Source organism: Alteromonas nitratireducens (genome assembly GCF_040812025.1).
GTDB classification, from domain to species: domain Bacteria; phylum Pseudomonadota; class Gammaproteobacteria; order Enterobacterales; family Alteromonadaceae; genus Alteromonas; species Alteromonas nitratireducens.
This window is the reverse complement of record NZ_JBFNPK010000005.1, coordinates 117,115-143,671: the sequence shown is the minus strand read 5'-3', so window position 1 is coordinate 143,671 and position 26,557 is coordinate 117,115. Positions and strand designations below refer to the sequence as shown.

At 54.5% G+C, this 26,557-nt stretch carries 23 protein-coding genes; 10 read left to right on the top strand and 13 right to left on the bottom strand.

Annotated features, from left to right (window positions below):
* Position 1: 1 nt before the first annotated feature.
* The 3 genes from AB1N33_RS06690 to AB1N33_RS06680 all read right to left on the bottom strand — a co-directional run bounded on the left by AB1N33_RS06690 (position 2) and on the right by AB1N33_RS06680 (position 2,806).
* Positions 2 to 1,291 carry a metal-dependent hydrolase family protein gene (locus AB1N33_RS06690; RefSeq protein ID WP_411270770.1) on the bottom strand — a complete coding sequence of 430 codons (1,290 nt, stop codon included), beginning with the start codon at positions 1,289 to 1,291 and terminating at the stop codon, positions 2 to 4.
* Positions 1,292 to 1,392: 101 nt separating this feature from the next.
* Complete coding sequence (locus tag AB1N33_RS06685; RefSeq protein WP_411270769.1) at positions 1,393 to 1,956, bottom strand: DUF1285 domain-containing protein; 564 nt, start codon at positions 1,954 to 1,956, stop codon at positions 1,393 to 1,395.
* The gene (locus AB1N33_RS06680) at positions 1,943 to 2,806 is read right to left on the bottom strand and encodes a DUF3014 domain-containing protein (protein ID WP_411270768.1); all 864 of its coding nucleotides are present in this window, start codon (positions 2,804 to 2,806) and stop codon (positions 1,943 to 1,945) included. Before AB1N33_RS06680 ends, AB1N33_RS06685 begins: the two co-directional genes overlap by 14 nt.
* Positions 2,807 to 3,059: 253 nt before the next feature.
* On the opposite strand from AB1N33_RS06680, the gene AB1N33_RS06675 reads away from it, so the two are divergent.
* Both AB1N33_RS06675 and AB1N33_RS06670 read left to right on the top strand, forming a co-directional pair.
* A complete protein-coding gene (locus AB1N33_RS06675; protein ID WP_411270767.1) occupies positions 3,060 to 4,331 on the top strand; it encodes a sterol desaturase family protein in 1,272 nt (423 codons plus the stop codon).
* A gap of 29 nt (positions 4,332 to 4,360) precedes the next feature.
* Entirely contained in the window at positions 4,361 to 4,672 is a 312-nt protein-coding gene (locus tag AB1N33_RS06670) for a DUF6482 family protein (protein WP_411270766.1), read from the top strand.
* 49 nt (positions 4,673 to 4,721) lie between these two features.
* Here the strand turns inward: AB1N33_RS06670 and AB1N33_RS06665 are convergent, their stop codons facing one another.
* From AB1N33_RS06665 to AB1N33_RS06650, 4 genes are all read right to left on the bottom strand, one after another.
* A complete protein-coding gene (locus AB1N33_RS06665; RefSeq protein WP_411270765.1) occupies positions 4,722 to 6,044 on the bottom strand; it encodes an ABC1 kinase family protein in 1,323 nt (440 codons plus the stop codon).
* 29 nt (positions 6,045 to 6,073) lie between these two features.
* A complete protein-coding gene (locus AB1N33_RS06660; protein ID WP_411270764.1) occupies positions 6,074 to 6,346 on the bottom strand; it encodes a hypothetical protein in 273 nt (90 codons plus the stop codon).
* A 129-nt stretch (positions 6,347 to 6,475) separates the two neighbouring features.
* Complete coding sequence (locus AB1N33_RS06655; protein ID WP_411270840.1) at positions 6,476 to 6,979, bottom strand: DUF6702 family protein; 504 nt, start codon at positions 6,977 to 6,979, stop codon at positions 6,476 to 6,478.
* A 13-nt stretch (positions 6,980 to 6,992) separates the two neighbouring features.
* Complete coding sequence (locus AB1N33_RS06650) at positions 6,993 to 9,413, bottom strand: M1 family metallopeptidase (protein ID WP_411270839.1); 2,421 nt, start codon at positions 9,411 to 9,413, stop codon at positions 6,993 to 6,995.
* Positions 9,414 to 9,714: 301 nt separating this feature from the next.
* Here AB1N33_RS06650 and proB point away from each other — a divergent pair, with 301 nt between their 5' ends.
* The 4 genes from proB (at position 9,715) to AB1N33_RS06630 (ending at position 13,187) form a co-directional block, all read left to right on the top strand.
* The gene (gene proB / locus AB1N33_RS06645) at positions 9,715 to 10,818 is read left to right on the top strand and encodes a glutamate 5-kinase (protein WP_411270763.1); all 1,104 of its coding nucleotides are present in this window, start codon (positions 9,715 to 9,717) and stop codon (positions 10,816 to 10,818) included.
* A gap of 83 nt (positions 10,819 to 10,901) precedes the next feature.
* Positions 10,902 to 11,342 carry an acyl-CoA thioesterase gene (locus AB1N33_RS06640; protein WP_411270762.1) on the top strand — a complete coding sequence of 147 codons (441 nt, stop codon included), beginning with the start codon at positions 10,902 to 10,904 and terminating at the stop codon, positions 11,340 to 11,342.
* Positions 11,342 to 12,280, top strand: a complete 939-nt coding sequence (locus AB1N33_RS06635) for a D-2-hydroxyacid dehydrogenase (protein ID WP_411270761.1) — start codon at positions 11,342 to 11,344, stop codon at positions 12,278 to 12,280. Before AB1N33_RS06640 ends, AB1N33_RS06635 begins: the two co-directional genes overlap by 1 nt.
* Positions 12,273 to 13,187, top strand: a complete 915-nt coding sequence (locus AB1N33_RS06630; protein WP_411270760.1) for a DMT family transporter — start codon at positions 12,273 to 12,275, stop codon at positions 13,185 to 13,187. Before AB1N33_RS06635 ends, AB1N33_RS06630 begins: the two co-directional genes overlap by 8 nt.
* On the opposite strand, the gene AB1N33_RS06625 is transcribed toward AB1N33_RS06630, so the two are convergent.
* The gene (locus tag AB1N33_RS06625) at positions 13,184 to 13,459 is read right to left on the bottom strand and encodes a hypothetical protein (protein WP_411270759.1); all 276 of its coding nucleotides are present in this window, start codon (positions 13,457 to 13,459) and stop codon (positions 13,184 to 13,186) included. The genes AB1N33_RS06630 and AB1N33_RS06625 overlap by 4 nt on opposite strands.
* 132 nt (positions 13,460 to 13,591) lie before the next feature.
* Between AB1N33_RS06625 and AB1N33_RS06620 the strand changes: the two genes are divergently transcribed.
* Together AB1N33_RS06620 and AB1N33_RS06615 are read left to right on the top strand one after the other, a co-directional pair.
* Positions 13,592 to 14,095, top strand: a complete 504-nt coding sequence (locus AB1N33_RS06620) for an RNA polymerase sigma factor (protein WP_411270758.1) — start codon at positions 13,592 to 13,594, stop codon at positions 14,093 to 14,095.
* On the top strand, positions 14,082 to 14,681 hold the full coding sequence (locus AB1N33_RS06615; protein WP_411270757.1) for a hypothetical protein: 600 nt from the start codon (positions 14,082 to 14,084) through the stop codon (positions 14,679 to 14,681). The genes AB1N33_RS06620 and AB1N33_RS06615 overlap by 14 nt, the downstream gene beginning before the upstream one ends.
* On the opposite strand, the gene AB1N33_RS06610 is transcribed toward AB1N33_RS06615, so the two are convergent.
* Positions 14,678 to 18,373 carry a translocation/assembly module TamB domain-containing protein gene (locus AB1N33_RS06610; RefSeq protein WP_411270756.1) on the bottom strand — a complete coding sequence of 1,232 codons (3,696 nt, stop codon included), beginning with the start codon at positions 18,371 to 18,373 and terminating at the stop codon, positions 14,678 to 14,680. The two genes, AB1N33_RS06615 and AB1N33_RS06610, sit on opposite strands and share 4 nt — an antisense overlap.
* Positions 18,370 to 20,157: an autotransporter assembly complex protein TamA gene (locus AB1N33_RS06605; RefSeq protein ID WP_411270755.1), complete on the bottom strand. Its 1,788-nt coding sequence runs from the start codon at positions 20,155 to 20,157 to the stop codon at positions 18,370 to 18,372. Before AB1N33_RS06605 ends, AB1N33_RS06610 begins: the two co-directional genes overlap by 4 nt.
* A gap of 345 nt (positions 20,158 to 20,502) precedes the next feature.
* Here AB1N33_RS06605 and AB1N33_RS06600 point away from each other — a divergent pair, with 345 nt between their 5' ends.
* Positions 20,503 to 21,720, top strand: coding sequence for a multidrug effflux MFS transporter (locus AB1N33_RS06600; RefSeq protein ID WP_411270754.1), 1,218 nt, complete (start codon positions 20,503 to 20,505; stop codon positions 21,718 to 21,720).
* A gap of 36 nt (positions 21,721 to 21,756) precedes the next feature.
* On the opposite strand, the gene AB1N33_RS06595 is transcribed toward AB1N33_RS06600, so the two are convergent.
* Both AB1N33_RS06595 and ilvC read right to left on the bottom strand, forming a co-directional pair.
* Positions 21,757 to 22,089 carry a hypothetical protein gene (locus tag AB1N33_RS06595; RefSeq protein ID WP_411270753.1) on the bottom strand — a complete coding sequence of 111 codons (333 nt, stop codon included), beginning with the start codon at positions 22,087 to 22,089 and terminating at the stop codon, positions 21,757 to 21,759.
* A 413-nt stretch (positions 22,090 to 22,502) separates the two neighbouring features.
* Positions 22,503 to 23,981 carry a ketol-acid reductoisomerase gene (ilvC, locus tag AB1N33_RS06590; protein ID WP_411270752.1) on the bottom strand — a complete coding sequence of 493 codons (1,479 nt, stop codon included), beginning with the start codon at positions 23,979 to 23,981 and terminating at the stop codon, positions 22,503 to 22,505.
* 157 nt (positions 23,982 to 24,138) lie between these two features.
* On the opposite strand from ilvC, the gene ilvY reads away from it, so the two are divergent.
* A complete protein-coding gene (ilvY, locus tag AB1N33_RS06585; protein ID WP_411270751.1) occupies positions 24,139 to 25,002 on the top strand; it encodes an HTH-type transcriptional activator IlvY in 864 nt (287 codons plus the stop codon).
* Here the strand turns inward: ilvY and AB1N33_RS06580 are convergent.
* Complete coding sequence (locus AB1N33_RS06580; protein ID WP_411270750.1) at positions 24,984 to 26,498, bottom strand: YifB family Mg chelatase-like AAA ATPase; 1,515 nt, start codon at positions 26,496 to 26,498, stop codon at positions 24,984 to 24,986. The genes ilvY and AB1N33_RS06580 overlap by 19 nt on opposite strands.
* Positions 26,499 to 26,557: the final 59 nt, after the last annotated feature.

The following is a 26,557-nucleotide window of genomic DNA, read 5'->3' as shown; positions in this document are numbered from 1 at the left end:
GCTACTGTGCTTTAAACACCTGGCCATCTTTCATGACAAAGCGGACCGACTTCATTACGCTGATGTCTTCAAGCGGGTTGCCTTGTACAGCAACAATGTCTGCCAGCTTGCCCGGTTCGAGCGTGCCCAGCTTATCGTCAATATGCAGCAAGCGTGCGGTATTGACCATTGCGCTTTTAAGCGCGTCTGCAGCAGGCATTCCCGCTTCCACCATCAGTTCAAATTCGCGTGCATTGTCACCATGGGCCGATACACCGCTGTCGGTACCAAACGCGATGTTGACCCCAGCCTGATGGGCACGGGCAAAGGTCTGCTGGATCAAAGGGCCAATTTGCGCCGCTTTCGGTCTGACAACCTCTGGGAAGTAGCCGTCAATTTTTGCCTTCTCGGCAACAAACTCACCGGCCATGATGGTGGGGACATAGTAGGTACCATGCTGCTTCATCAGTGCCATGATGTCCTCGTCCATATAGGTGCCATGCTCGATGGAGTCGACACCCGCTTCGATCGCGCGTTTCATCCCTTCTTTGCCATGGGCGTGCACGGCAACGGTCAGGCCATAATCATTGGCGGTATCCACAATCGCGGTCAGCTCATCGTCCATAAACTGTGGGTTCTGGCCACTTTTGGCGACGCTCAGGACCCCTCCGGTAGCCGTGATTTTAATCACATCCACGCCTTCCTGATAGCGTGAGCGGATAGCCTCACGGGCTTCAATCGGGCCATTTACCACACCGCCGCGCGGATCTACCTGCGGGCGCAACAGGTGCGACAGGCCGTTGCTGGGATCGGCATGGCCACCAGTGGTAGCAATGGATTTGCCTGCGGTATAAATACGGGGACCAACTGCAAAGCCGCGGGCTATCGCATCACGCAGGGCAAGGGTCTCGTAAAAATTATCACCTAAGTTTCTGACTGTGGTGAAACCGGCATTCAGGGTTTTCTCGGCATAATAGGCTGCGCGGATAGCCATGTCTGCTTCATTCAGCGAATAGCGTTCCATGTAGGATTTGGTGCCGCCCTGCTGGTAGGACAAATGCACATGCATGTCCATCAGCCCTGGCATCACCGTGGCATTTTTCAGGTCGATAACGGTGTCGTCACTGCCAGGCGTCATATAGCCTGACTGGATACGGGTAATGGTATTGCCTTCGACAACCACGGTCATTTTGCTTTCGAGGGTGTCGTCTTTTCCGGTGAATAAGTTACCGGCATGGATGAGTGTCGCAGCAGCAGCCTGTGTGCTGACCAGGGCTGAAAAGGTCAGGGCCGCGAGGGTAGTTATTCTCATTGTGTGTTTTCCTGCGTAGTCGACGAACAATTACTGTAGGGCAGGACAGCAGGCTTAGCAAAGGTTGTTTGCCGCGGTGACCGGGGAAGTGGTCGGAAAGATCAGGCTGACAACCGGCCTACCGTAAATGTCGTGCCAGCGCTGTCGATACTCAGCGAGATGTCACCTGACGCCGATTCATGCTGCGTTGCGGCATCAATCAGGCGGTAGTAGGCGCTCTGATTAAGCCTGCCCCACAAATTACGCCGGACTCGGATATACGGAATGGGTGTGGCATCCTCGTCAGCCAGGTCGGCCGGCGGTGGTCTGAGGGTGAACTGGTCGGTGTCGGTCAGAACCACTTCATCGCCGGTCTGAGTGGTAAAAGTAAGGGTGTCACCTTCACGTCGCCAGTCAGTAAACACAAACGGCACATCGGCAACACGCAGGCCGACTTTCTCGACCGGTGTTACCAGAAAATACTTGTCGCCTTCTTTTTTTAGTACAGTGGAGAAAAGCCTTACCAGCGAGGCGCGGCCAATCGGAGAATTTTCATAGTACCAGCGGCCATCCAGGGCAATCTCCATATTGAGGTCGCCACAAAACGGCGGATCCCATTTTTCCACCGGCGGTAACGCCGACTGGGCGGTGCCGCTTAGTTGCTGGCTGAGTTTATTCAGATCCATCGGCTTCGAGCAGGGCTTTTAACTCGCGCAGCTTGGCTTTGATTCGGCGCATGTTGTCCGGGCCGGTGCGCAGTAACTGTTTCTGCGGGCCGCTCAGGTTTTCAAGGCGGCTGTCGGCGTACTTGTAGGTTACCGAGTCGGTATACACCTCTACCGGCACAGGAACCTCCGGCGTATCGAGCAGCTGATTAATGGCGTCAACCATGACACGTTCAAACGGACGATCCGGATCGCCAATTTCTGCATACTTTTGCTGAATGTCCGTGCGGTAGGTTGCGTACACGTCAAGCAGTGCTTTGTTGTCAAAGGACTCCAGCATGTCTACGTAAGGTGTATAACGCTTGTAACTGGCTGCATCAATCCACTGTTTCCCTGCCTGGGTGTAAACCCGGAATGACTGGTCAGGAGGTGTCACCAGGCGATGATTAGGCGCAATTTCATCGTTCGCCAGATTGGTTACCGTGACAACAAAGCGCTGTAGCAGGCCGTCATTGACCAGAATACGGTTTACCTCCTGACTGGCGCCAGAGATATCTGTCAGCGCTGCCTTAACTGCGGTATCACTGATATCCAATGGCTCAGGCTCTGGTTCCGGCATCGGCTCGGGCATGGGTTCAGGCTCTGCAGCAGGATCAATCTCAACGGCCTCCGGGGTCGGTGCAGGCTGGAATTCTTCCGGTTCAGTCATCGCCGGTTCTTCAATTACCGTTTCTTCCACAGCGGGCTGAACAGGCTGCGGCGGCGCAGGTTCTTCTTCCGGCCACATAACCACTGCCACAATCACCACAACAATGGCAGCAATAATGATGATGTGAGGAGTTAATGATTTCTTTTCCGGCGCTTCGCTCATAATGTTTAACCTGTCTGTCTAACCGCATGACTTTAATACTATCAGAGATAACACCTTTATCCGCAATTTCAATAGTACTTAGTGCATTGATGTAGCAGTAAATAACCTGCCGGTGTCACGTCATGGTTACGCACTGGCCTCTGGTTCTGATCGCTTCGCAGCAACAAACAGATTGCGCATAACCATTTCTTCAGTGCGCAAATTGTGCTATTTGTACGGGTTGTTAATCATCTGTTAATTGTTGGAACACCCCATGGAAGTCATTTTGTATGCAATTCCGATTTTTCTGGTGCTGATTGCACTGGAATTGCTGACTGACTGGCGCAAAGGAACCGGCTACTATCGCACTAATGATGCGATTACCAGTCTGAACATCGGTATTCTGTCCCGCCTGATGACTATCGTGCATCAGCTCATTCCTTTTACGTTTTACGCGCTGGTGTACGACAAGCTGGCGATGTTTACCCTGCCTGAAAGCCCGTGGGTGTGGGTTGGGGCGTTCATCATCTATGACTTCTTTTACTACTGGAAACACCGTATGGGTCACGAGATGAGTGTCCTGTGGGCATCACACGTCGTGCATCATTCCAGCGAAGACTACAACCTGACCACCGCACTGCGCCAGACCAGCGGGGCTGTGTTCACCTGGATCTTCTTCCTGCCCATGGCCGTGATGGGGGTTGAGCCTGTAATGCTGGTTACGGTGGCCGCGCTTAATCTGGTTTATCAGTTCTGGGTACACACCCGCCATATCAAAACGCTGGGCTGGATGGAGGCAATTTTTGTTACGCCGTCGAACCACCGGGTTCACCATGCGCAAAACCGCGTTTACATTGATAAAAATTACGGTGGGGTTTTCATCATCTGGGATCGCTTGTTTGGTACGTTTATGCCCGAGCTGGATGAAGAGCCTGTGGTGTTTGGGATTCGCGGGGCACTGAAGAGCTTTAATCCGGTGTGGGCAAATCTGCAGGTCTACTCTCAGTTGGCCAAAGACAGTTATCACACGGCGTCCTGGAAAGATAAGTTTAAGGTCTGGTTTGGACGTACAGGATGGCGCCCCGCTGATGTGACCGAAAAGTTTCCGCTGAACAAACGTCCGCTTTCCGAATTTACCCGCTTTGACCCGAAGCTGTCACCCTGGTTGTCGCGTTATTGTCTGATACAACATATTGGCCTGCTGGGGATGACACTGTATCTGCTGGTCCGCCAGGCTGAATTATCGGGGGTATCACAGGCCATATTATCCGTTGCTATCCTGGTCACGGCTGTCCAGACCGGGCTGATTCTGCAGCAGGTGAAACTGGCTATCGCACTGGAGGCGCCGCGGCTGCTGTCGATGCCCGTTTTGTTTCTTACTGCCGGCTTTGAGAAAAACATCGTACTTACGCTGGCGGTGGCCAGTGTTATCAGCCTGATTTTTCTGACGCTGGCGGTTCGTCAGGCGTTTCCGTCCAAGGCATTACTGCTGCCGGAAGAGCCTGGTGCAGAGAGTGAACCAGGGGCAACCCCGTCGCGTAACTAGTGCAGTCAAACAGCACGGGTTGTAAGTCAATGCATAAGTTCTACTTTGACGACGTCACTGAGTTGTCAATGCACATCGAATACCTCGAAGTGCAGTCTTATGAAATGAATGTTTATCTGGTTTACCTGTCATCCGGTGGCAAAAGCGGGATGGTCTACGACAGAAAAAAATATGTGCCAAAGCGCTTTAACAGTACCGGTCAGATACGGGAAGTGTTTGCACACTGTCAGGTTGATAAAGCGGTGATGAAACATGACTCACCGTATGATGAGATGATTGGTAACCCGCCAAAAAGCAAAGAGCAGATGGCCCTGCCTTTCACCATGGATTTGCCGTACTAAGCGAGGCGCTGTTGCGCGCCGTCGGTGGCCTTGCACACCGCGCTCGGTTTTAGGTCTGGTCGAGCCAGGGGCGCGCTGTGTCCCGCATATTAATCCGTGCCCGGAAACGTTTGGCTAACAGAAAAAGCCCGCCCAGTTTACGGTGAATAAACAACGCATCGGCAGGTGGCGTGTGCCAGAAGTCGAGGTCAAAGGTTAGCGCCATGCCCATGGGCTGCAGCCGGGAAATCAGCGTGCTTTGACCAAAATCATAGACGCCCTCCTGCCGGATTGACTCGCAGGCCAGCATACCAATATCAAGCACGGCTTCCTGTTGGGCCTCACTGTGCTCATCATGGATCAGGCCAATTGCCAGTGCTGCTGAACGCATACGTTCACGATCGCTTGTGGCGGCTGCGTTCAGCAGTTCCCGGTAGCCGTTACTGATAGTATTGCTGAGCTCCCGGGTTGCGCCAAAATCAAGCAGTGCAATACGGGTGTTCTCAGTGTCCAGCCGGTAATTGGCCAGATTCGGATCGCTCTGAATCAGCCCGGCATCGAACACTTCTTTAAAGAACAGCCGCATCAGCGTGCTCATCAGGCTATCACGGTCTGCCTGGGGAAGTCCCTGCAGTACATCCAGTGGTTCACTTTTCAAAAAGCGCATGGCCAGCACGGTATCGGTCGTCAGTGTGTCATACACATCGGGCATCACCAGTGAGGGTTCATCGTCGATAAGGGCCTGATAACGGCGCAGCATCGCGGCCTCACGCAGGTAATCCGCTTCCTGCTCCAGCTGGGTTTTGGCTTCACCGAGTAAGGGGGCCAAATCGACCCGGCCGGGCACAAGCCCGCTCAGCCGGATAAGCGTTGCGACATTATCAACGTCGCTGCTGATGCTGTCCCGTACGCCCGGATACTGCACTTTGATGGCCAGAGTTTCACCGTCCATTGTAATCGCTTTGTGCACCTGACCAATGGACGCCGCCGCAATGGGCGCAAAGGAAAAATACAGCAGGTTGTCCTGCCAGCCGGCTCCCCATGCGTCATCCAGCACAGCTTGCAACTGCTCTCGTGGCATCGGGTGGGCGTCTTCGCGCAGCCGGCCTAAAATGGTGCTGAGCTCTTCTGGCAGAAAGTCGCCACTGTCCATGGAGATCAGTTGCCCCAGTTTCATGGCGGCGCCCCGCATGGTGGCAAGCTGCTCGGTAATGCGCGACAGGTTGGCGGGTGTCAGCAGTAGTGATGACCATGACGGGCGCTTGCCTTTGAGCCATTGCCCGGCGCCCTCTGTCAGCATGCTGGTGGCTACGCGTCCCGCCATTGCGCCGAGACGGCCGGCACGAACGAGACGACCTGAAGGTACAGTTTTACCGGTAGATTTTTTTGACATCCCCGTTGCCGGTGGTGTGGACCTGCTTCTTAAACCAGTTGCGAGCCAATCTGGATCACCATGCCCGCTACACTGCCGGTGAGAAAGCCGAACCAGCCACTTTTACCGGCATAGCGCGCGCAGGCGGCGCCGAACAGGCCGCACCACAGCATTGCAGCATACATTGACAGCGTGCCGGAGCCCGTACCGCTGTCAGGTAAGAACAGCATTACGACAAAGGTGAGCGCCATGGCGCCGCTCAGCAGCACCCACATGATGTTTTTCTTGTTGGCAAATGCGTTATTGCTGGTGTTTTCGCTCATGCCGGGATCCCGTTATTGATAATTCCGTGAATAGTGTGTCGTCAGCCGCGGTGCAAATCAACGGATTTAAGATAAGACTTAGGTGGTAGGCAACACGACGGCCTGAGCAGGCCGTCATGATAGGCATGATTAGTGGTGGGCGCCGTCGAATGACACTTCCAGCAGGGTGACATTGTCCGTGAAGGTGAGTGTCTTCAGTGGACCGTTACCTTCTACATTCAGGGTGTTCACCTGCGTCGGCCACAGGTCGCGCAGTGCATCATGACGAATTTTCAGGCCGTCCAGCGCCGGCGGCTGCTCGGTTTCCTGGTACACCCAGAAAAATTTACCCTCACTTTCAAACCCTACGGGCTTGAGCGACAGCGGCTCATCGCTGGCATCCAGAATAGCAAAATGTGTCGCCACATAGTCGGCAAAGGCCTGTTGAGTGGCGTTGTCTTCCAGAATGTCGGCGGACTTTTCGAACAGTGCTTTTACCGCATGCTCAGCATCATGCAGGTTAAAGCGGTGCATTACCTCAATATTTTCGGTGCGCGGGTTAAACAGCACCGTAGTAATCGCTGCTTTAATCTGATGTGCCTGAGCAACACCGGATGCGATGAACAGCAGGGCCGCCAGGCCCCACTGACACATCCGCGAATGACGATTATTTATTGTCGTCATCGTTGTCCTCATCATCGGTTTTCAGCTTGGTTTTTACATCGTGCATGATGTCACGATACTCATAGCTGTCACGCTTCTTCGACTTGTAAGCTTCGATACGCGAAGGAATGATCTGACGAGGATAATGGTTGTTTTCCACGTCAACATCGGCCGTTTCCCAGTGCGGATCAACCGTGACGCTGACCAGCTCCTCGTCTTTTTCGGTCACAATCAGCTTACTGACTGCCTTCGGCGTACGACGCCAGATCTCTGCCGGGATGCGCATTTCTCGCTTGCTGCCGTCCTTGAATTCCAGTTCAAGGATAATGGGCATGACCAGACCGCCCTTGTTTGAGAAGTCCATGACGTAATAGTTTTTATCTTCACGTACAGCACGCTCAAAGGCTTTACGTTCCCACGGCTCAAGCTTGTCGAGGAAGCTGCGGTACTTGTTGCGCTCTTTGTTGGTCACGGTGTAGCGGTCGTTCTCGTCGTAGAAGTCTTTGATGTCCTCAAAGCGCTCTACCCACAGTTTACGCCCTTCTTCACGGTTGCGAATGACGGTCAGAGACTGCGGTTTTTCCTGTTCAGCCTGGCGCTCTCGGGCAAAGTCAATGTCCGGATCTTCTGTATTCAGTCGCAGCTTGTAAACACGGTCGATGCTGATATCAACATGGTCTGTGGTGTAGAACCAGCCACGCCAGAACCAGTCCAGATCAACACCCGATGCTTCTTCCATGGTACGGAAGAAATCTGACGGCGTAGGACGCTTAAACATCCAGCGCTGTGCGTACTCTTTAAACGCAAAGTCGAACAGCTCGCGACCCAGAATGGTTTCGCGCAGGATGTTCAGCGCTACAGCCGGTTTGGTGTAGGCATTGGGACCCAGACGCAGCACCGAGTCTGACTGTGTCATTACCGGCACCTGAGTTTGTGACTTCATGTAGCCAACTACATCGCGTGGCTCAACACCCCACGGGATGTTTGGATCCCACTCACGACCGGCAACGCCGTCCAGGAAGCTGTTCAGACCCTCGTCCATCCAGGTCCACTGACGCTCATCAGAGTTAACCGTCATGGGGAAATAGATGTGACCCACTTCGTGAATAACCACGCCAATCAGGAAGCGTTTTTCGGCCAGTGAATAGGTGCGGGTACCGTCATCACGCAGCTCAGTACGCGGACCGTTGAAGGTAATCATTGGGTATTCCATGCCGCCAACCGGACCATTGACCGACTGTGCCACCGGGTACGGATAGTCAAAACTGAAACGGCTGTAGACATCCATGGTGTGGATGATGGCTTCCGTTGAATACTTCTTCCACAGATCACCGCCTTCTTTCGGGTAGAACGACATCGCCATTACCAGTGGCTGTACATCACCGCCCTGCTGGTAACCGCGAGCATCCCACATAAATTTACGTGAAGACGCCCAGGCAAAGTCGCGCACATTGTCGGCTTTAAAGTGCCAGGTTTTAACCTTGTCAGTGCCGTCTTTTTCGTTTTCCAGGGCTTCTTCCGGCGTAACGATAAAGACGGTGCGGTCAGCGGTCCTGGCTTTCTCAAGTCGCTTACGCTGCTCTGAGGTCAGCACTTTTTTCGGGTTTTGCAGCACACCGGTCGCCGACACGATGTGATCAGCCGGTACGGTGATTTCTACGTCATAGTCACCGAATTCCAGTGTGAATTCACCGCGACCAATAAACTCTTTGTTAGTCCAGGCTTCATAGTCGGTATAGGCTGCAAGGCGTGGGAACCATTGTGCCAGCAGGAAAATGTCGTTACCGCCTTCGCGCTCGTCGTCCGGGAAGTGCTCGTAGCCTGCGCGGGCGGATACGGCGTCTTCTTCAACAATGTTAAAGGCGAAGTCGATATCGAAGGTAACCTTGTCACCCGGCTTCAGCGCTTTGGCCAGGTCTACACGCATGAGGGTGCCGACAATCACATGATGCAAATCGTTACCACTGGCGTCTTCAACGCGGGAAATGGTGTAACCGAGTTCATGATCGTCAACAAACTGCTGACGGCGCAGTGCACCCATGCTTAAACGGGCGGGCTTGTCGCCATCGGCTGACTGGGTTGCAGGACCGCGGTTGCCGATGCCACCAAACGTGGTGGTCAGGGCAGACATTGAGTCATCACGGAATTTGTTCTGGTCCAGCTGGATCCACAGGTATTTCAGGGTATCCGGCGAATTGTTGTGGTACGTGATGGTTTCACTGGCTTCGATGCGACGGGTATCTTCAATCAGCGTGACATCAATATCGTAATCCACTTTCTGCTGCCAGTACTGATGACCCGGCTCACCGGCGGCATTGCGGTAAACATTGGGCGTGGGCAGTACTTCATCGAGCTGTCTGAATTTATCTTCAAAATCGCCTTTTGTCTGCTTGATGGCGGCATTGGCAACCGGCAGTGTCGCCATCAGGGTGACAACCGGTAAAGCAATGACTGAGGCCAGCCAGCCGGAGCGGCGTTTGTGCATCGTCATGGGCAGTCCTTGTAGTAGTGTAATAAAGTTTTCGATTCTATCGCTGGGTATTACGTTAATTCCAGCGTTTTGGGCGCAAATTGCCCAGTATTGACCGCAAATATGCGGTGTTTTGACGATGATCAACGTGTCGATTTAGCCGCGCTAATTGCGCGTTTGTCATGTGATTTGCCTTTTGTTTCAGGCAGAAGCTGTAATATGCTAGCCAGCATCCATAGTCTGTTGCTGTATCTTCATGCAAACCATCGAATGGCAACGTGCCGTTATTAAAGTAGGCAGTGCGCTTATTGCGCCTGACGGAGTAACGTGCAGTGCCACGTACCTGTTGGCGCTTGCCCGGTTTATCACAGCCAGCCGCGAGGCGGGGAAAGAAATTATTGTGGTCTCCTCGGGCAGTGTGGCAGCCGGGCGGCGTGCCATCGCTCACAAACAGCGCGCCTCAATAGCAGAGAAACAGGCAATGGCCGCCATTGGTCAAATGCAAATGATGGCAAACTGGCAGCGCTTCTTTGACTTTCCATGCGCACAAATTCTGCTGACGTCTGACGATTTGCGAGACCGCAAACGCTATGTGAACATCAAAAATACCTTACGTGAGTTGCTCAGCAACCAGGCGCTGCCGGTGGTGAATGAAAATGACACCGTCGCGGTAGACGAGCTGAAAGTGGGCGATAACGACAATCTTGCCGCCTACACGGCGCTGGTGGCGCAGGCCGATACCCTGATTATCTGTTCAGACATTGATGGTCTTTACACCGCCGATCCGCGTCGGGATCCCAACGCCACACTTATCCCTCATGTACCGGAAATCAGCGACCAGACCTTTGCACTGGCCGGCGGCGCCGGCACTGCGATGGGAACAGGTGGTATGCGCACCAAGATAGAGGCAGCGAAAACCTGCACCCACAGCGGTATTCAGACAGTGATCGTCAACGGCAGGCGCAGTGAGGTTTTTGATGCGCTGTTAACCGGTGAGGTGAAAGGTACGGTCTTTTCCGCTACCGGCTCTGCTACCCGGGCCCGGCGACTGTGGCTGACACATACGCTGAAAACCCGCGGCGCCGTTGAGATTGATGACGGCGCAAAACTGGCGCTGACTCAAAAGGGTGCATCACTTTTGCCCGGTGGTGTAGTGTCAGTAAGTGGTCACTTCACATCGGGCGATGCGATTGAGATACGGCATCAGGGGCAGGTCATTGCCAAAGGGCTGTCCCAGTACGACGATCGCGAACTGGCACAGATCAAAGGGCACAAATCCGGTGAAGTGCGCGACATACTGGGATATGTCAATGGCGACGAAGTGGTACACCGGGACGATCTTGTCATTCTGAATGGCTGATCAGGCGGGTTTGCTGACATAGAAAACCTCAGTAAACACGCGTATGCTGGACATCCTTTAAATGCTGTTAACCTGTAATTGCTATGACTGAACTTATCCCTTCATTAAAAGATTATCCCTACACGGTTGAGATTGCCACGCGATGGGAAGATAACGACGCGTACGGCCATATCAACAATGTGGTGTATTACAGCTTCTTCGATACCGCGGTGAATCGCTTTTTGATTGAAGAGGGCAAACTCGATATTCATCAGGGACAGGTTGTAGCCTATGTGGTCAGTTCACAATGCCAGTACGTGGCGCCCGCCGCTTATCCGGAGATCATCTATGTGGGCCTGCGGGTGGTGAAAATGGGCAGAAGCTCTGTGACCTATGGGTTGTCTGTGTTCGCCGGTGAAGATCGCCGCCGCGTTGCCCACGGAACATTTGTGCATGTGTTTGTTGACCGCAAAACCGACCGTGCGGTGGAAATTCCTGCGGCGCTGCGTGACACGCTGACGACCATCGCGGACACCGAACTATAATGCAGGCCGTGTTTCTCGATGCGGGGTCACTGAACCCGGACGATCTGGACACGGCTTCTCTTTACGCATTGCCGGTTGCGCTGACCTGTTATGACGACACGCCTCCTGCTGAGGTTGCAGCCCGGATAAACCATGCTGACATCGTCATTACCAATAAAGTGATGCTGACTGAAGCGGTACTGCGTCAGGCGCCGCGCTGCCGGTATATTGGTATTACTGCAACGGGCATGAACAACGTTGACCTTGCCTGGTGCCGGCGTGCCGGGGTTAGTGTGACGAATGTCGCGGGCTACGGCACCGATGCGGTTGCCCAGCACACCCTGATGTTGTTACTTAACCTTGCCGCCCGCTATGACGCCTACCGGCGCGATGTGAAGGCCGGCGCATGGAGCAGCTCGCCACACTTTTGCCTGCTTGGTCATCCGGTCACCGAACTGGCCGGCAAGCAGGCGGTGATTGTCGGCTATGGCACACTTGGACAGCGTGTCGCAGCGCTTTATCAGGCACTGGGAATGACGGTGACAGTGGCGGCTCGTCCCGGAAAACGTGATGATCCGCGTCCGGCGCTGGAGGCCCTGCTGCCTGATGCCGATGTTGTCAGCCTGCACTGCCAGTTGAGCGAGGATACTGCGCAGATGATGAACGCAGAGCGCTTTGCGCTGATGAAGTCCGGCTGTTTACTGATTAATACGGCGCGTGGCGGGCTGATTGATGAATCGGCGCTGCTCGATGCCCTGCATCATGGCCTTCTGGGCGGGGCCGCGCTGGACGTGCTTTCTCAGGAGCCGCCACCGGCATCTCACCCGCTGCTTCAGTATGACAACGATAATCTGATCATTACCCCTCACAATGCCTGGGTAGCACGGGCATCGCGACAGCGCTTACTTGATGGGGTAGTCAGCAATCTGGCTGACTGGCTGGCGCAGCAGCATGACTAATGCGGTGTTGTTTGGCATTTGTTGTCTGATCTGGGGCTCGACCTGGATAGCGATTACGTTTCAGGTCGGGCACGCACCTGAACTGGTTGCAGTAGCCTGGCGCTTTACCCTGGCGGCCGTGACGCTGGGGCTCTATTGTCTTGTCCGCCGCCTGCCGATGCGGCTGCCGCTGCATATTCATATCAAAATGGCAGCGGTGGGGCTGGCGCTGTACACCCTGGACTACACCCTGCTGTATGTTGCTCAGCAACATATTGTTAGTGCGCTGCTGGCGCTCATGAGCTCCTGTATTATCTACTTCAATGTGGTACTTCGCCGGCTCTGGCTGAAGCAGCCTGTGCGGCTTGAGGTCGTCGTTGGTGCAACACTTGGTACCGCAGGAATTTGTTGTATCTTTATTCCGGAATTCTCGAAAGTCAGGGTAGACAGTGCGCTGGCGATTGGTCTGGCGATAGCCATGGTCTCGTTTTTGTGTGCCGCTATCGGCAATGTGATTTCGGAACGCATTCTCACTTCTGGCACGCCGGTTGTGCAGATGAACTTTTATGCGATGAGCTACGGTATTGGTTTTCTGTACCTTGCCGCCCTGATCCAGGGCGCGTCATTTACCCTGCCGACCGACGTTTCCTTTTATCTGGCACTTGGCTATCTGGGCATTGTTGGCTCGGTGCTCGCATTTGGTGCCTACATGAAACTGGTCATGCAAATGGGGGCCGATAAAGCGGCCTATGTGGTGCTGGTATATCCCATCGTAGCGCTGGCTATTTCCACGTTCTTTGAAGGCTACACTTGGACCGTACTGTCTGCTGTGGGGGTGGCTATTGTGCTGGTTGGCAATGCAGTTGCCATGGGCAAGCTGCCGATCCCTGGCAGTCGTGCCCATCGTGCATCGTCAGTACGTGGCTAACGCAGCCGGTCTATTTGCTGCTTAATATCATACGCAGGCTCGGTGACAATCGCTTCGAGGGCTGCCACCCGTTCCTTCAGTGCAGCTATTTCGCTGTCACGCTCCACTGCTCTGGTGACGCCTGATGCGGGTTGTGCCGGGATAAACGGATTGGTGCAACGTCCGTTCAGCCAGTCAGCAAGACGCCAGTGAAAGCGGGCATCCAGATAGCTGACAATAAGACCACCCACCACCAGCGCGATAATCAGTAATGTAATATTTAAGGTTTCCATGACATATCCTCTTTGATTGTGACCCGTGGTTACCTGCTGTAGTCTGACGAAAAAGAAAAAACTTACAGCCCACTGTAATATTTTTCAGAGCAGGCAGACTACCTGTCATATTCACCCTAACTGAGACACCCTGTGACCCAGGACTTTGACGCGGTATTCAGCGAGTACAGTGGCTTACTGAGCCGTGTGGCCAGCGCCTATGAAGCCAATGACGCACTACGGCAGGAGTTACTGCAGGATATTGCCGTGGCGGTTTGGCAGGGGCTGGCACGGTTCAACGGTAATGCCAGTCTGAAAACCTATATTCTCAAAATTGCGCATAACCGTGGCGTCAGCCACGTTGCCACCCAGGTGCGGCATCAGCAGGTGACGGTGAACGACGCGCTAACGGCCGACGCCCCTGATCTGAGTGCATCACCCGAACAGGCGTCAGTTCACTCGCAGGCCCTCGACGCCCTGCTGATGGCGGTGCGTGACCTGCCACTGCCACAGCGACAGGTACTAACGCTGTCTTTAGAAGGGTTGAGCTATGACGAGATTGCCACGGTATGCGGTATTAACAAAAACCATGTCGGGGTGTTGCTGAACCGCGCGAAAGCTGCAGTAACCGGAGGGAAGACCTATGACGAAGCCTGAAAATGATCTGGGAGCACTGTGGCAGTCGCAACCCGTAGCTACCCTTGACCTTAATGAGATTAAGCGGGCATACCGGCGCCAGACCCGTCAGCAGCGTCTGTATCTTGCGATAGATTTGCTCAGCGCGCTGCCGGCCATCATCCTTGTATGGCTTGGCTGGGATGAGTTTTCTCCGCTTGCCGCCGGCTTGCTGGTGGGGCTTGGTGTAGTGTTGCTGCCGTGTCTGGGTTATCTGGTCTGGCTACGCCGTATTGCGGCGTTTTCCCGTTCTGAACACACCCGGGATCACCTTAATCAGCTGGTGCGGCAAATGAAAAATAATGTACGTATTGCCTGGCTGACCCGACACTCAGCGTGGGTTACACCGGTATTTATCGCCGTATTCTATGTGCTGCTGTATGCAAATGGTGAAATCGCGGCGCAAAAAGTGTCGTCGGTGATGACGTCGTTTGTGGTTATTTGCCTGTCGATGGCTGGCTTTTATGTCTGGGCAGGCAGGCGGGAAAAACGGTTCAGCCGCCGCTATGAAGAACTAAAACGACTTGCCGAGCAGGTGCATGATGACGGACACTCATCGGCGGACTAGTCGTCATCGTCTGCCGCGGCCTGTTCCCGGGGTTTGCCAAGGAAAAATTCATAATACAAATCGATGGCAAATTCTGACTGATCCTCAATGGTTGTTTGTACGGCTTCCAGGAACAGTTTAGGGAGCAGCTTGTAACGCACAGCAAGATCAGGCGGTTCCTGACGACGGCGCAGATTGCGGCTGGTGGCATCATTGTTACTCAGCCCGACATCGACATTATATTGTACTGACAGTCGCTCATTAATTTGTCCACTGACAGACAGGCGGGACTCGTTGGTGCTCAGGGTAAAGTCATCAATACCCAGCGCATCGCCAACCTGACCGGTCAGCGACTTGGTATTCGACAAGCCGAAGCCCAGCAGTATGGCCTCGTAATTCGGTGCCTGGGTATCGCTGTTGGGGCCTTTGCCGGTAAGCAGGTAAGACAGCACCGCCTGCTGATCCATGGCGGGCTCGGAAAACAAATTCACCGACGGATAATCTGCCGGCCCTTCAATCCGGATCCCGGCAATGACGCCGTTATCGGTTTTTTCCGGCGCACGGACGGCTTCCACCAGCAGGAATGGCTGGTCAAGCGGTCCGTTAAACTGCACTTCGCCGGTTTTAATCACCAGGTTCTGACCGTACGCGGCGTAGGTCCCATCCATGATCTGGAGGTCGCCATAGCCGACCAGCGCAGGCTGTGTATTGACGTGAATGCCGCCATGCAGATTGGCTTTCAGGCCAAAGGCGGTCAGCCGGACTTCACCGTGTTTATTTTTATCAATATTCACCAGAATGGCGGCGTTGACCTTATCCAGCGGATCCTGAGGCGGTGGTTCACCGCGCAGGTGCACATCCTTAGATGGCGACACAGCACTTTCCGGCAACTGTTCAATTTCAATGCGGGCCCACGGTACGCCAATCGAACCGGTTGCGATTAACGCCTCCTGACTGGCCTGTACCTCAAGATCGGGCGACACCTGGAAGCGCATATTGGGTTGTCTGACTTCAAACCGTTTGCCCTTCAGTTTCAGCATGACCTCAGGACTGTCTGCCCAGTTTGCCGAGCCTGACAGGGTGCCGTCCCCACCCCCTAGTTTAAACGCGCCATCAAAGGTGGCGTGCCTGTCATTAAACAGCAGAGTCTGGTGCCAGTCTCCCAGTGCCAGCGGTGTATCCTTGATGTCGGCAGCCCCGTTTTCTACACGTAACTGACCAAACAGCGAGGGCTTACCCTGCTGGTAGGCAAAACGCAGGTCGCCATTGAGGGTCCCACTGAGTTCGCGTATCGCCGGCGACAGCGGTTTGAGTGGCGCAACATCGATGTCGGTCAGACGAATGTGCCCGTTGATATCTCCCTGCTCTGCCAGCGGTGCGGTAACCAGTCTGACCGTTGCCAGTCCCAGCTCCGGACTGTGAATTCGGGAGGTGGCGTCGAGCGTATTGTTTTTAAACGTTCCGGTCACCGACACATCATCAAGGTTTACGGTGATTGGCGTCGTGTTACCTACCGACCAGGCTGCCGGAGTAAGCTGTGCCTGAAAACTCGCGCTGACTGGCTTACCGGCTTCATACGCGCCCTGACTGCGCAAAGTCAGGGTGGCATCTGACGCTGCTGCAATCTGGCCGGGGAGACGTTCACGCGCCCATAAGCCAACCGGTAACTGTCTGGCTTCAATATCCCAGTCTGCCCGCTTGCCGGTATAGGTGAGATCCTGTATGCACAGTTCGCCCTCGCGACGCGACAACCAGCAGTGTGCCTCTGCCCGGGCCGCACCGGTCTGTGAATTCAGGCTTAGCGCGAAGGGGGCGACCTGGCTCCATTGGGTATTTTGCACAACCAGATGCGTATTTCTCACTGTGCCCTGCCAGCGTGGCGACGTGAAATTACCCTCCGCTGTGAGGGTGGCCTGATACTGCGGTAGCGTCAGTGTGGTGTTCAGCGTGTGCTGCTCGAGCGTGCCGGCGATATCCAGTGATCCGTTCAGCGGCCCCTGTGCGGCGAGTTCCTGACTGACCGTCTCGTCCACGGCAAGATCCGACAGCGTGAGCGTGCCCTTGGCCGTTGGATTTTGCCATGGCCCCGTGACCTTAATTGTACCGCTGGTCTGGCCGCTTATGCCGGGATACAGCAAGGCTGCGTCATTGACGCTGGTGCGGATATCGGCATTCAGGTAACGCTGGTTAAACACTTGTCCGGCCACGATGATGCGGTTAGTGCTTTGCTCCAGCGTCAGATTACCCACCACAATGTTGCTGGGTTGTGAGTACACCAGGGCGCCTTTGACACTGAGCGGTACCGACTGCAGCATGCCGCTAATCTCCATGTCGGTGACACTGACATCCGGCCCTTTATCGGTCAGCTGCATGATGCTGGTGAAGCCGCCCTTCAGGTCTGTAGGAGCCAGTGTATGAAAAGCCGTGCCGGTAATGCCTGCGAGCTCTGTGCGCCCCGTCCAGGATATGCGCTCATTCAGGTAAAGGGTACCGTGATTGGTGATCTCACCCTGCAGTATGCGGGCGGTAAGGCTGTTCACTTCAATCGCATTACGATGCAGGGTCACTTGCCCGGCCACCGGGACATCGCCAATATCGGGCAGTGAGGCACCGCCATCCAGGGTCAGCAGGTAGTCGCCCATCTGACCGCTGAGATTGAGCGTGCCGGGATCCAGGCGGCCCTGTGCCACACCATAAAGCGACTGAGACGGCCACTCGGCAGACACTGTCAGAGGCAACGAATCGTCAAGCAGGTTGACGTGGATCCCGGCCTGAAGCGCGGCGATGCCTTCGCCACGTAATGACAGCGTCAGGTCATCCAGCGCCCCGTCTGCATCCAGACTCAGGGTCTGGGAAATGTTGTCCACGTCGGCGCGGGCCTGAAGACGGGCAGACAAGGGGTAGTTATCTTGCAGGGAAAGCGACGCCGAACCACTCAGCTCACCCTGAGCATGTACCACATCCAGTCCATTAATCTCGAACGCACTGCGTTTTGTACTGAATTCTGTAAAGGCCAGTCGGGCCAGCGACTGCGACTCTGTACCCTGGTTCAGCACGCTGTTTTCAAGCAGAAAATCTTTGATTGTGAGTGCCAGTGGGACGCTGACTGCGGGCAGTTTCGGGGCTGTGTACGACAGCGCATAGCGGTTGGGTAATGCGGCTTCAGTACGCGGCGACTGGCTGGCTGGCAGGGTAATGTCCAAACCTTTAAGCCGGGGTGACAACAAATAGATATGCTTGTAGGCATTTGCTGACAGGGTTGCCTGCGCCAGCGTTATCGTCTGCTCAGGCAGGGTGACAGCCAGGTTCGAAAGACGGACATCATCGACAATCACAGGCACCGGCAGGGTGATCAGCGTATCGTCTGCCGGGGTTTCTTCCGGGGCATCGTCGCCTGCTTTCTGCGTTACGCTGACCCCGTCCAGATGGACTTTCTCCAGACACACGCGCGAGGCCACCAGGCAGCGCCAGGAGATATTAACGCTGGCCCGCTCTGCATTGACGGTCAGCCGGTCCTGTTGCCAGTGAACGCCATGCACGGTGAGGTCGTGGGCGAGGCTGCCACTGACATCGTTAATGGTCAGCCCCGGTATCAGTTTAACGGCGGCGAATCGAAGTGCCGGCGTCCCCAGTGGCGTAAACAGCAGACCCACCAGCAGAGTAACCAAAATAAACGGGAACACTACCCACAGTGACAGGATCCGTTTTCTCATAGTATCTCCGGACCCAGGATCAGGTGTAGTCGCCAGGTTTTGTCGCCGTCAGCCGGAAAGCCCCGTGCAATATAAATGCGCACCGGTCCAATCGGTGATAACCAGTGGACGCCTGTTCCTACACCGTAACTAAAATCGGCCGACAGGCTGTCGCTGGCCGTCCCCGCGTCGGTAAACGCCGCAATGCGCCAGTTGTCGGCAAAGCGGTAGGCGTATTCGATGCTTGCCGTTGTCAGGTACTTGCCGCCGATAGGATCCAGACTCGTCTCCCCGGTTGCCGGATTAATAATGGTATCCTTGGGGGCAATGTCGCGGTACGCGAACCCCCTGATACTGCGATCACCGCCGGCAAAAAAGCGTATGGAAGCGGGTACCCTGTCAAAGTCACTGGTTTTTATTGCACCGAGCTCCCCGCGCAGGGAAATGCGATGAACGTCGTTAAACGTGCGGATAAATGCACCTTCTGCTACCCCTTTAAGGATGTTAATGTCAGATCCCAGGTTGTCGCGACCTACCTGCGCCAGCAGCGCAATGTACTCGCCGTTATCAATACTCAGGTCATTGTCTTTCTGACGGTAGCGAATACCGTAACCGGGCATGATCAGGGTCGTTGTGGTGCGCGGGTTAAGCCCCTGTAAATAGTCTTCACGCAGGTAGGTCACCGACGCGTCCTGCTGCCACGGTGAGGCCTGCTTTTGCCAGTAGCGGTGTGCAGACAGCGACAGGGTTTCACTTTCTGTTGCGGTATTACTGTATTCAACAAACTGATAACCAGCCTGGAAACTCAGGTAGTCGTGGGTAATGTTTTTCATCGGAATACGGTAATCTGCGGCAACCGACTGTTCCGGCGCAGACAGAAACAGGTCGGCACTGACCGAATGTCCGCGCGAGTTTACCCATGGTCGGTCCCAGCCAAGCCGGATACGCGGACCAGTATCGGTTGCCGCGCCGACACCCACATCGAACGTGTCGCGTGGACGATGCTGAACGGACACTTCAATGGGAACATTCAGACCATCGGCATCGCTGACCACAGGGCGGGCAATAACCCGCGTAAAATAGCCTGATTGGTTGAGTTCACGGTTAAACGCGGTAAGTTTGGCGGCGGTATACGGCTCACCTTCTTCAAACGTGCGCAGCCGCTCCAGAATAGGCAGTGATTTGTCTTCCCCGATAATGCGCAATTTGCCAAAGCGATAGCGTGGACCGCTTTGGGCAATCAGCAGAATATTGGCTTCACGCTGCTCCCTGACCAGGTCAAGGCGGGTGGCCTGCCAGTAGTAGTCAAAATAGCCATTTGACAGCGCGTAATTGAACATGGCTGACTTGAACGTCTCGTAGACCGGTTGCACCAGCACATCGCCTTTGCTCAGCGGAAACGCATTAAATTTGGCCCGAAATGCCGGGTCGTCACGACCTGCACCAATGATTTCGCGGGTTACATGAGAGACCGTTAAGGGCGTGTCCAGACTCACCGCCAACACCACGTTTTCGCCGTCAACTACTGAGATATCGGTGTTGGAATTGTAATAGCCGTAGGGTTCAACCGCTTTGGACACCACGGCTTTGAGTTCATCCTGCCAGAACGGATCAACCAGCAGCGCGGGCTCCACTTTGAGGTTATTCAGGTGCAGCCGGATGTTTTCTTTTATGCGAGTCTCGTCCACCCCGTTAATGGTGAACGTCACAGACCAGGCCGGTGCTGCCAGCACGATAAGCAGTAGCGCGATGGCGCAGGACCATCGGGTCAGGCTATGAAACATGGCAGGAAAAAAACAACGCATTCAGTATCGACTTCTCTGTCCTGGTAAAGTGAACCCTTCCAACATCGCCGTCAAAAAGCCGGCCGGGGTCATATGCTGCAGCAACAACTATACCACACAGCACGTAGAGTGAGGGCTGAAGAATATCACGCTATATGGATGTTTAACGCAAAAGCGAAGCCATAGCTCCGGCAGTGACAACGGGGGGAAATGCTGATTAAGCAGGACAGGCAGCGACAGTCAGTTCACGCCATGGTGTAAAACTACAGTATACTAAGCGGCTGACCCCGCTGTAGCGGCTATCAGGTCAGTACTGACAAGACCTGGCGTTGAATAGCCGCTGATATCGATTTTTTCAGGAGTGACATGGACCCCGAACACGCAGTTTCCCCGCTGGCAGAAAAACGCCTTGGTCTGGTTGAGTTTGTGGCGCTGATGGCGACCATGACGTCGCTGGTTGCGTTAAGTATCGATGCGATGCTGCCTGCGCTGACAGACATCGGGCTTGCACTGCATGCCAGCGATCCTAACGATGTTCACCTGATAGTCACCTATTTCTTTATTGGCATGGCGTTTGGTCAGATGTTTTTTGGTCCGTTCGCTGATGCGCGGGGACGTCGTCTTGCGATACTGGTGGGACTGATCATTTTTATTGGCGGTACGCTGGTGTGTATGCTCGCCGACTCGATGGAAGTGATGCTGGCCGGGCGCATTATTCAGGCATTCGGGGTGTCCGGCCCGCGCATTGCTGCCATGGCGATTATTCGCGATTTGCATGTCGGCGATGCTATGGCCAAAGTCATGTCTTTTATCATGATGGTATTCATCCTGGTGCCCATGCTGGCACCCATCATTGGGCAGACCGTCATGCTCATGTTTTCCTGGCAGCATATTTTTACGTTATTTCTGCTGGTCGCGCTGTTGTCCGGCAGCTGGTTTTTTGCCAGACAGGCTGAAACCCTGCCGCGCGCGCGTCGTCGCCGGTTTACCTTTCGTGCCTTTTTTAAATCAGCCGGCTACATCCTGACCCACGTTGAGGTAATGGGATACACGCTGGCCATGGGCTGTATCTTTGGCGGTTTCCTGGCATACCTGAGCGCCTCGCAAACGATTTTTGAAGGCTTCTATGATGCCGGGGCGCTGTTCCCGCTCATCTTTGCCACGCTGGCTTTTTCTATCGGCCTGGCGTCTTTTTTCAACGGCAAAATGGTCATGCGGTTCGGGATGCGTAAATTGTGTCGCGTGGCGCTGGTGGGCACCATCGCGTTTTCACTGGTTTACAACGCGCTGTTACTGGCATTTGATGGTCTGCCGCCGCTGTGGCTGACGGTGTCGACCATGTTCACCGGCTTTTTCTTTATCGGTATCTTGTTTGGCAATCTGAACGCCATGGCGATGCAGCCCTTAGGTGACATGGCGGGACTTGGCGCCGCGATCATCGGTTCCTTGTCTAGCCTGTTTTCAGTGCCTATTGCGCTGTTTGTCGACAGCTTCCTGACCAACAACCTTTACCCTATCGGGCTGGGGTTTTTGGTATTTTTCTCGCTGGCTACCGGCTTCGTATACCTGGCGGAGCGCCGCTAATTTTTCACGTGGGCCGGCCCGCCTGTCAGGCGGGTATCAGCGGATACGATGAATGGTGGCGCGCTGCGGCCCGGCCGGAGCGATGTCTACGACGCGCGGAATTCGAATACCCTGACTGATTTTGTCATAGTGCACCTGTTTGAGCTCCAGTTGCTGACAAAACTGATAAAACGTCATGAAATCCTTGCGGTTAAATTCCGCGTCCTGACGAGACATCTGGGTATCAATATAGGCATGCTCGCCATTAACGGTGAGCATCGCAACCGACGCATAGGGGTCTCCGAAATGAGAAGCTTTGAGCGCCCTCACCATTTTTACCTCAAACAACCAGTCACCTATTTTTGTCAGTCTCGACGTCGGGTTTTGCATGCTGCTGCCTCACATTGATTCGTTAAAAACACACCCGTCCTGGTAGCGTTGTCCTTAGCTCGCGCTTGATTATTCCGTTATCAAACAATGTGCCAATTTACATTTTTCAATAATTACAGTGAGTTATGTTTTCAGGCGCAACGCAGGTGTCGTGAATGAGCAACGGAACTGCCTGGAAAGAGAAAAATAGGACGTAAAAAAGCGGCGGGTGTGGAGATTGACGTAATATCGGCGGAAAAACGGCGCGTTATTGCGGAAAAATGCCGGTAGGGCCAGAGAGGATGAGCGGAAGTGATGGGTAATCTGTTGCTAATCGACGTCAGTGGTTCACTGCCATAAAAAAGCCCGGTCAAACTGACCGGGCAAAAGGGCTTAGTTTTAAGCACCTAACGACAGAAAGGGACACACACAAATTAATTAATGATGGCTTTCATATCTGTCATATAGCCACGCAGTACTTCACCTATTTGCTCTACACCATGAGAGCGAATGGCTTTATTCACCTCAACCAGTCGCTTGTTTTCGACCTTATTGGAGGGTGCAGCCAGACCTTTGCCAATGACCTGGGTATCCACAAGCGGCATGAATTTCTCACGCAGCAGCGGGATAGCCGCATTCGCGAACAGGTAGTTGCCGTATTCTGCAGTATCAGAAATAACCACATTCATTTCATACAGGCGCTTTCTGGCAATCGTGTTAGAAATTAATGGCGTTTCATGCAGCGATTCATAATACGCTGACTCTGGCAGGATGCCGGCCTCAACCATCACATCAAATGCCAGCTCAACACCACATTTGATCATGGCAACCAGCAAAATACCGTGATCGAAAAATTCCTGTTCATCAATCGTGCCGTCAAATACCGGCGCATTTTCAAAGGCGGTCTGGGCAGTTTCTTCACGCCATTTGAGCAGGTTGGCATCACCGTTTGCCCAGTCTTCCATCATGGTGCGCGAAAATTCGCCGCTGATGATGTCATCCTGATGCTTCTCAAACAGCGGTCGTAACAGTGCTGTTAACTGTTCGGACAGCTCAAATGCTTTAAGTTTGGCCGGGTTTGACAGCCGGTCCATCATATTGGTCACGCCGCCGATTTTCAGCGCTTCGGTAATGGTTTCCAGGCCATACTGAATCAATGCGCCGGCATATGCTTCATCAATACCGTCGGCGACCATTTTTTCGTACGCCAGGACTGCCGCCACCTGCTGCATACCACACAGGATGGTTTGCTCGCCCATCAGATCCGATTTCACTTCGGCGACGAACGACGACGCAAGCACGCCGGCGCGATCACCACCTGTCGCACTGGCCAGGGCTTTGGCTATCTCCCAGCCTTTTTGCTCGGGATCATTCTCAGGGTGCACGGCAATCAGTGTGGGTACACCAAAACCGCGTTTATATTCTTCACGCACCTCGGTACCCGGACACTTCGGCGCACACATCACAACCGTAATGTCGGCACGAATTTGCTGACCTTCCTCGACAATATTGAAGCCGTGGGAATAGCCCAGCGTGGCACCCTTTTTCATCAGTGGCATCACCGCTTCAACCACACTGGCATGCTGCTTATCCGGTGTCAGGTTGTAGACCAGATCGGCATCCGGGATCAGTTCCTGATAGGTGCCAACAGTAAAACCATTGCCGGTAGCGCGCTGATAAGAATCCCGCTTTTCATCGATGGCAGCCTGTCGCAACGCGTAGGTGACATCCAGACCGGAGTCACGCATGTTGAGGCCCTGGTTGAGGCCCTGTGCGCCACAGCCGACAATGACGATTTTTTTCCCTTTCAGTGCGTTGCAGCCGTCAGCGAATTCATCGCGACTCATAAACCGGCAGCGACCTAACTGGTCAAGCTGCTGGCGAAGTGAAAGGGTATTGAAATAATTAGCCATAAAAATTTCCGAACTACACATTGTCAGGTATCACAACCGCGTGACACCGACGTCGTCTCACAATTTGCATTGATGACGTTTTCAATGAGACTAGAAGATTTCTTTTATTTTGGAAAATGATATATTTGCAAGAGAATATTTCATTTTGTGAAACGTTATGGATTTCAGAAGCCTCCAGCTCTTCAATCACCTTGCCAACAGCCTTCATTTTGGCGTTACGGCCGACGCTATGTACGTGTCTCCTTCTACCCTAAGTCGCGTTATCCAGCGTCTGGAAGAGGAGTGCGGGTGCGTTCTGTTCAAGCGTGATAACCGAAAGGTTGCACTCACGCATGCAGGACACAAGTTACTTGCTTTCAGCACCGATGTGCTGAAGCAATGGCAACTGCTGAAGGACGAATTGCGCGAAGACAGCGAAACGCTGCAGGGCGAACTCAGTCTGTTTTGCTCGGTCACGGCAAGTCAGAGCCACCTGCCAGCCCTGTTGCGTCGATTCCGTCAGCATTATCCGGGAGTGGATATCCGGCTGCTGACCGGTGATCCCGCGCTCGCGATAGAAAAAGTGAAACAGGGTGAGTGTGACCTGTCGATTGCCATTCATACGCCGGACTTTCCGACAGACTTGCACTTTACGCCCATGGAGCCGGTACCACTGGTGCTGATTGCTCCGAAGGACTGGCGTATTACCCAGCTCTCGCAGATTGACTGGACGCGTCATCAGGTGATCATGCCGGAGCATGGTCCGACCCGCCGGACGGTGTATCACTGGTTTGCCGAGCACGGCATTCGTCCCAATGTTTATGCCTATGTGGGCGGGAACGAGGCGATTGTCAGCATGGTCGCGCTGGAATGTGGTGTCGGCTTTGTGCCGCGGGTGGTGCTGGATCACTCGACCATGTCACCTCAGGTGTCGCAAATTCAGGTGGATGACATTGAGCCTTATGCGCTGGGTGTCTGCTGTCAGCAGGCTACGCGACAAAACCCGCTGGTGAATGCGTTTCTTCAGGTTGCGCTCAGCTGACGAATAAGTGTATCCAGCGCGCGATAGCCAAGCGCCTCTGCAAGGTGGGCGCGCGCAATCGTGTCAGTGTCGTCAAGGTCGGCCAGTGTGCGTGCAACTTTAAGCACACGGTGGAACACGCGCATCGACAGGTTCAGCTTTTTGGCGGCCTGCTGCAAAAAACACAGGTCGTCCGGCGCAAGCGAACACACTGCGGTGAGTTCGGACACGCTAAGGTGGGCGTTGGCTTTTCCCTGTCTCTCATGTTGTCGGGACCTGGCACGGGTTACCGTGTCTCTGGCGGTCACCATCGAGTCGGTATGACTGACCGGAGACGACGTCAGGGCGTAATCGCGCAGGCGGGGTACATCAATCTGAATATCAATTCTGTCGAGCAGCGGCCCGGATAGCCGGTTCAGGTAGTGTAACTGCTGTTGGGGTGACAGGCGCCGGTCATCAATGTCACCGGTCGGGCTTGGATTCATGGCCGCAATAAGCTGAAAGCGCGCAGGAAATCGGGCCTGCCCTTGTGCCCGTGACAGGTGCACATCACCGGTTTCCAGCGGTTCACGCAATACATCCAGCGCCCGGCGGCCAAATTCCGGCAGTTCATCCAGAAACAGCACGCCATGGTGGGCCAGTGACACTTCGCCGGGCAGCGGCACGCTGCCGCCACCGGTCAGCGCAACGGCCGAACTGGTGTGATGCGGGCTTCTGAACGGTCGTGACAAAAAGCGGGCAGGATCAACCGGTTCACCGCGGACCGAATGAATCGCTGCGACTTCGAGTGCCTCATGTCGCGAGAGGGGCGGCATCAGCATATGCAGGCGTGAGGCAAGCAGACTTTTACCGGTGCCCTGAGGCCCAACCATCAGCAGGTTATGCGAGCCGGCTGCTGCAATCTGCAGTGCCCGCTTAGCCTGGTCCTGACCTAGGATGTCATCCCAGTGTGGCGCTGGCAACTGCGCATAGCCGGGCGGCATTGCGCGCCCCGGCGGTATCAAATGCTCTTTATTAAGGTGCTGAAACACGCTGCCCAGATCAAAAGCCGGGTAGCGTGTGGCCTCCTCTACCAGCGACGCCTCAATGTCATTGTCACCGGGATAAATCAGTGCGGTGGACTGGTGTTTTGCGCTCAGCAACGCCGGGATCAGCCCGGTTACCGGCTTGATATCACCATTCAGGCCAAGTTCGCCAACAAAAGCCAGGTTATCGAGTGCATTCTCGTCAAGGTAGCCCGCTGCCGACAGGATGCCGACGGCAATCGGGAGATCAAACCGTCCGCCGGCTTTCGGAATATCCGCCGGTGCCAGGCTGACCGTGATCCGTTTGGCCGGAAACTCAAAGCCGCTCATGATCAGCGCACTGCGCACCCTTTCTCGTGCCGCCTTTGCGCTGGCCTCGGCCATGCCGACCATCTGAAATGCCGGTAAACCGTTAGCCAGATGCACTTCTACCGTTACCGGTGTGGCGTCTATGCCCTGCCCGGCAAACGTGTTAACTACGGCCAGTCCCATGCTTCCTCCTGCATCATTGCCGGTAATCTTACCGGCGTTAGATGCGAGGGACGACTGGC

Bases quoted from the DNA above. Each gene is read 5' to 3' on its own strand.
- AB1N33_RS06690 (WP_411270770.1), bottom strand. From the start codon at position 1,291: ATGAGAATAACTACCCTCGCGGCCCTGACCTTTTCAGCCCTGGTCAGC.
- AB1N33_RS06685 (WP_411270769.1), bottom strand. From the start codon at position 1,956: ATGGATCTGAATAAACTCAGCCAGCAACTAAGCGGCACCGCCCAGTCG.
- AB1N33_RS06680 (WP_411270768.1), bottom strand. From the start codon at position 2,806: ATGAGCGAAGCGCCGGAAAAGAAATCATTAACTCCTCACATCATCATT.
- AB1N33_RS06675 (WP_411270767.1), top strand. From the start codon at position 3,060: ATGGAAGTCATTTTGTATGCAATTCCGATTTTTCTGGTGCTGATTGCA.
- AB1N33_RS06670 (WP_411270766.1), top strand. From the start codon at position 4,361: ATGCATAAGTTCTACTTTGACGACGTCACTGAGTTGTCAATGCACATC.
- AB1N33_RS06665 (WP_411270765.1), bottom strand. From the start codon at position 6,044: ATGTCAAAAAAATCTACCGGTAAAACTGTACCTTCAGGTCGTCTCGTT.
- AB1N33_RS06660 (WP_411270764.1), bottom strand. From the start codon at position 6,346: ATGAGCGAAAACACCAGCAATAACGCATTTGCCAACAAGAAAAACATC.
- AB1N33_RS06655 (WP_411270840.1), bottom strand. From the start codon at position 6,979: ATGTGTCAGTGGGGCCTGGCGGCCCTGCTGTTCATCGCATCCGGTGTT.
- AB1N33_RS06650 (WP_411270839.1), bottom strand. From the start codon at position 9,413: ATGGCGACACTGCCGGTTGCCAATGCCGCCATCAAGCAGACAAAAGGC.
- proB (WP_411270763.1), top strand. From the start codon at position 9,715: ATGCAAACCATCGAATGGCAACGTGCCGTTATTAAAGTAGGCAGTGCG.
- AB1N33_RS06640 (WP_411270762.1), top strand. From the start codon at position 10,902: ATGACTGAACTTATCCCTTCATTAAAAGATTATCCCTACACGGTTGAG.
- AB1N33_RS06635 (WP_411270761.1), top strand. From the start codon at position 11,342: ATGCAGGCCGTGTTTCTCGATGCGGGGTCACTGAACCCGGACGATCTG.
- AB1N33_RS06630 (WP_411270760.1), top strand. From the start codon at position 12,273: ATGACTAATGCGGTGTTGTTTGGCATTTGTTGTCTGATCTGGGGCTCG.
- AB1N33_RS06625 (WP_411270759.1), bottom strand. From the start codon at position 13,459: ATGGAAACCTTAAATATTACATTACTGATTATCGCGCTGGTGGTGGGT.
- AB1N33_RS06615 (WP_411270757.1), top strand. From the start codon at position 14,082: ATGACGAAGCCTGAAAATGATCTGGGAGCACTGTGGCAGTCGCAACCC.
- AB1N33_RS06610 (WP_411270756.1), bottom strand. From the start codon at position 18,373: ATGAGAAAACGGATCCTGTCACTGTGGGTAGTGTTCCCGTTTATTTTG.
- AB1N33_RS06605 (WP_411270755.1), bottom strand. From the start codon at position 20,157: ATGCGTTGTTTTTTTCCTGCCATGTTTCATAGCCTGACCCGATGGTCC.
- AB1N33_RS06600 (WP_411270754.1), top strand. From the start codon at position 20,503: ATGGACCCCGAACACGCAGTTTCCCCGCTGGCAGAAAAACGCCTTGGT.
- AB1N33_RS06595 (WP_411270753.1), bottom strand. From the start codon at position 22,089: ATGCAAAACCCGACGTCGAGACTGACAAAAATAGGTGACTGGTTGTTT.
- ilvC (WP_411270752.1), bottom strand. From the start codon at position 23,981: ATGGCTAATTATTTCAATACCCTTTCACTTCGCCAGCAGCTTGACCAG.
- ilvY (WP_411270751.1), top strand. From the start codon at position 24,139: ATGGATTTCAGAAGCCTCCAGCTCTTCAATCACCTTGCCAACAGCCTT.
- AB1N33_RS06580 (WP_411270750.1), bottom strand. From the start codon at position 26,498: ATGGGACTGGCCGTAGTTAACACGTTTGCCGGGCAGGGCATAGACGCC.